We start from the raw sequence: 3,758 nt of genomic DNA, 5'->3' as shown, positions 1-3,758 counted from the left end.
CGTTCACCGTGCCGACATGTTCGGACTGGCGCAGTTGCACCAGATCAGGGGCCGGATCGGCCGCTCCAAGGCGCGGGCCTTTGCCTATCTGACCACGGATCCGGTGAAACCGCTCAGCCTGTCGGCAGAGCGTCGTCTGCAGGTCCTTCAGTCTCTGGATAATCTGGGGGCGGGTTTCCAGTTGGCCAGCCACGATCTGGACCAGCGCGGCGGTGGCAATCTGCTGGGTGACGAGCAGACCGGCCATATCCGCGAGGTGGGCGTCGAGCTGTACCAGCAGATGCTGGAAGACGCTGTGGCCGAACTGCGTGAAGCGGGCGAACAGGTCGCTGACCGTGGCTGGTCGCCTTCGATCAATGTCGGTGCTTCTGTATTGATTCCAGAAGATTATGTCCCAGACCTAAACCTTCGCCTTAGCCTTTATCGCCGTCTGTCGGACGCCGAAAAGATGGAAGATCGCGAGGCTTTGGCGGCGGAACTGATCGACCGGTTTGGGCCGTTGCCGCAGGAAGCCCAGCAACTGCTGCGCATCGTCGGCATCAAGGCCAACTGCCGTCAGGCGCTGATCTCCAAGATCGATATTGGTCCCAAGGGCGCGGTTCTGACCCTGCGAAATAATGTCTTCCCGAACCCGATGGGGCTGGTTGGCCTGATCCAGAAAAACCACCTGACGTGGAAGATCAGGCCCGATCAGAAGATCGTCGTGAAGGGCGAATGGCCGACACCGGAAGAGCGTCTGAAGGTGGCCGAGCGCATCACCACGGATCTGGCGCGGGTGGCCAGCGCGGGCTGAGGCAAATGAAAAGGCGGGCTGTGTGGCCCGCCTTTTTTATGTCTCGCCGATTTATTCCACGTGGCGCTTCAAGGCTCCGAACAGATCGACATAGTCATCGGTCCACGGTTTCACGCCGCCCGCATCCCATTTCGACCAGCGCTCATCGGCCTTGAAATCATCCAGAGCCGAGGCGTTGCGGGCGATCACGATGGCCTCGGTCGAAGCCTCGGCATATTCGGGGCTCTGGCTGTTCTTGACGTGGACCTGATGCAGGAAGGGGGCGTCCAGTGCCTCGGCGGCGGCCATGGCGGGGCGGACAATATCCAGATGGCGGTTGGACAGGTGCAGCACCACCACGCCGTCGTCGGACAGCAGGCTGACATACATGGCAATCGCCTCGCGCGTCAGAAGGTGGGCCGGAACCGCATCCGACGAGAAGGCATCGATCAGCAGATAGTCATAGGTGCCTTTGGGCTGTTTCTGCAGTGTCAGACGGGCATCGCCCAGCACCGTATCGACCGGCCCCTTGGCGCAGTCCGAGACAAAGGTGAACAGTTCCGGATTGCGCGCCATGCGATCGACCATCGGGTCGATCTCGAAGAAGGTCATGGTGTCATCGGCGCGTTTATAGCTGGCCATGGCCCCGCTACCGAGGCCGACAATGCCCATACGGGCGGCTGGATCACGTTTTTGGACCATCAGCGCGGCCTGCCCCAGTGGGGTGGAGTTGGCGTAATACATGGTCGGCTGGCATTTGACCTGCGGGTGGCGGGCCTGTGCCCCGTGCAGGGTGGTGCCGTGAACCATCACATGCATATCGCCGCCCATATCCAGATCGACAGTGCGGCCGATACGGGTAACGCCAAAGAAACTGCGATCGGTGAAGATGTAGTTGTAGCTGCGCGTGACGTGTTGGCCGGCATAGGTGCAAAGGCCGATGATGACGGCGAACATCAGCACCTTGTCACGGATCAGGAAGGCGCAGATGCCAGCCGCCAGGATCAGGAACTGGGCCAGACGGGACAGGGTGATATGGTCCTGAACAAAGGCTTTAAACGGCTCGTTATAGCGCATGACCTCGAACAGGATCGGCACCGAGGCGGCAATGATGACGCCCGCCACAGCCAGTATGTGCTGGTTGCGGGTGGTCGGGTTTGTATTGGGGCTGCGGACCAGACAGGCCAGAACCAGTACGACCGGATATTCGATCACTGTCTTGAACAGCATCGGGGCCACAAGGGCCGTAAAGGCACCGCCCAGAACGCCGCCCAGCGACATCAGCAGATAAAACTCGGTCAGGCGATCCGGCGCAGGCTTACGCGCTGCCATTTGCTGGTGGCACATCAGCGTGGTCAGGAAAAAGACCAGCAGGTGCGCGCCAAACAGGAAGAGGATCGAGGAGGATGACTGCCCCATCATGGTCACGACCAGCACCAGTGACACGGCCTGAAGCATCAGGGTGACGGGCAGGGGGATCCATGGCCGGTTCTGGAAGGCGATGACGAAGGTCAGCAGGTAAAGCGCCAGCGGCACGACCCACAGGAAGGGCGCAGACGCCACATCTGTAGAAAGGTGGGCTGTGACCCCCAGCATCAGGCTGGAGGGAATAGCGGCCAGCAGGACCAGCAGCAGCTTGCGCTTGATGGGGATAGGGGCGCTGCGTTTCAGAGCGGGGGCTTGGGCCGCTGCCATGTTGCGGCGCGACCAGATCAGCAGGGCAAGGCCGACAACCAGCGCAATGAAGAAGCCATAGCCAAGGCTCCAGATCGTACGCTGCGAAGATAGGGCGGCCATAGGCTCGATCAGGACCGGATAGGACAGCAGGGCCAGAAAACTGCCGAGGTTGGACGCGGCATAAAGAACATAGGGGTTCTGTCCGGCCTTTGTTCCGGCCTGAAGACGGGCAAACCAGGCCTGAAGCAGGGGCGCTGTCGCCGACAGGATGGCAAAAGGCGCGCCGATGGAAATGGCCAATGTCGTCAACAGCCAGATGATCGGCGTGTTGGAGTTGGGCTCGCCCATCAGGCCGCTGATTTGCAGGGGCAGGAACAGCGCCGCCAAGGCCAGCGCGACCAGATGGACAATGGCCTGCACTTTCAGCGAGCTGATTTTTTGCAGCAGGTGGGCGTAGAGATAACCGGCCAGAAGTGCGCTCTGGAAGAACACCATGGCGGTGTTCCAGACGGCGGGCGATCCCCCCATCAAGGGAAGGATCAGCTTGGTCACCATCGGCTGGACGACAAACACCAGCGAGGCCGATGTGAATATGGCGACGGCGAACAGAGCGGATGTTAAAAGCGACCCTGAAGGTTGCTGCTGGGTAGGCGTCAGCGTGCCGTCGGTCATATAGGCCTCGTGCTTTGCGGTGTGGCGAATCGTGTGCGTGGATTATCTAGCGGTAAAGCCTATTCCGGTTTCTGCCGTTTTGGTCAAAGAGTTGATAGCAATGTTCTCCCAAGAGATTGTCGGGCTGGCCAAGGTGGTGCTGGCCAAGGCGCAAACCGCAGGTGTGATGGTGGCGACGGCAGAAAGCTGTACTGGCGGCTTGGTGGCCGCAGCCCTGACCGAGATTGCGGGATCATCCAGCGTGGTGGATCGTGGATTTGTCACCTATTCCAACGCCGCCAAGATGCAGATGCTGGGCGTTGCGGAACAGATACTGGCCGATCATGGGGCCGTATCCGAAGAGACTGCGCGCGCCATGGCATCGGGGGCGGTGACGCATTCGGTTGCCTCGGCCTCGGTGGCTATCACGGGCATTGCGGGACCGGGCGGCGGATCGGTCGAAAAGCCGGTGGGGCTGGTGCATTTTGCCGCTGCCTGTCCGGACGGGCAGGTTCTGCATGTCGAGCGCCGGTTCGGTGATCTGGGTCGCGAAAAGGTGCGCGAGACCGCTTTGAAACAAGCGCTGGAGCTGTTGGCTCAAGCACTGGACGCCCGATGAGCGTGCTTGAGGTCGATGCACGCGGTCACCGTTGTCCCG

3 protein-coding genes are annotated in these 3,758 nt (G+C 61.0%); 2 read left to right on the top strand and 1 reads right to left on the bottom strand.

Going from position 1 to position 3,758, the window contains the following annotated elements:
* Positions 1-793 (top strand): TRCF domain-containing protein (locus RSB01_RS13795; protein ID WP_332625706.1); only part of this gene is annotated, 793 nt, incomplete at its 5' end.
* Between the two features lie 51 nt (positions 794-844).
* On the opposite strand, the gene RSB01_RS13790 is transcribed toward RSB01_RS13795, so the two are convergent.
* A complete protein-coding gene (locus tag RSB01_RS13790) occupies positions 845-3,121 on the bottom strand; it encodes a fused MFS/spermidine synthase (RefSeq protein WP_332590670.1) in 2,277 nt (758 codons plus the stop codon).
* A 100-nt stretch (positions 3,122-3,221) separates the two neighbouring features.
* Here RSB01_RS13790 and RSB01_RS13785 point away from each other — a divergent pair, with 100 nt between their 5' ends.
* A complete protein-coding gene (locus RSB01_RS13785) occupies positions 3,222-3,719 on the top strand; it encodes a CinA family protein (RefSeq protein WP_332590669.1) in 498 nt (165 codons plus the stop codon).
* The last annotated feature ends 39 nt before the right edge of the window (positions 3,720-3,758 follow it).

It is taken from the genome of Brevundimonas sp. (genome assembly GCF_036659295.1).
In the GTDB taxonomy this organism is placed as follows: domain Bacteria; phylum Pseudomonadota; class Alphaproteobacteria; order Caulobacterales; family Caulobacteraceae; genus Brevundimonas.
The sequence above is the reverse complement of the archived record's forward strand: the minus strand, read 5'-3'. Positions and strand labels throughout refer to the sequence as shown.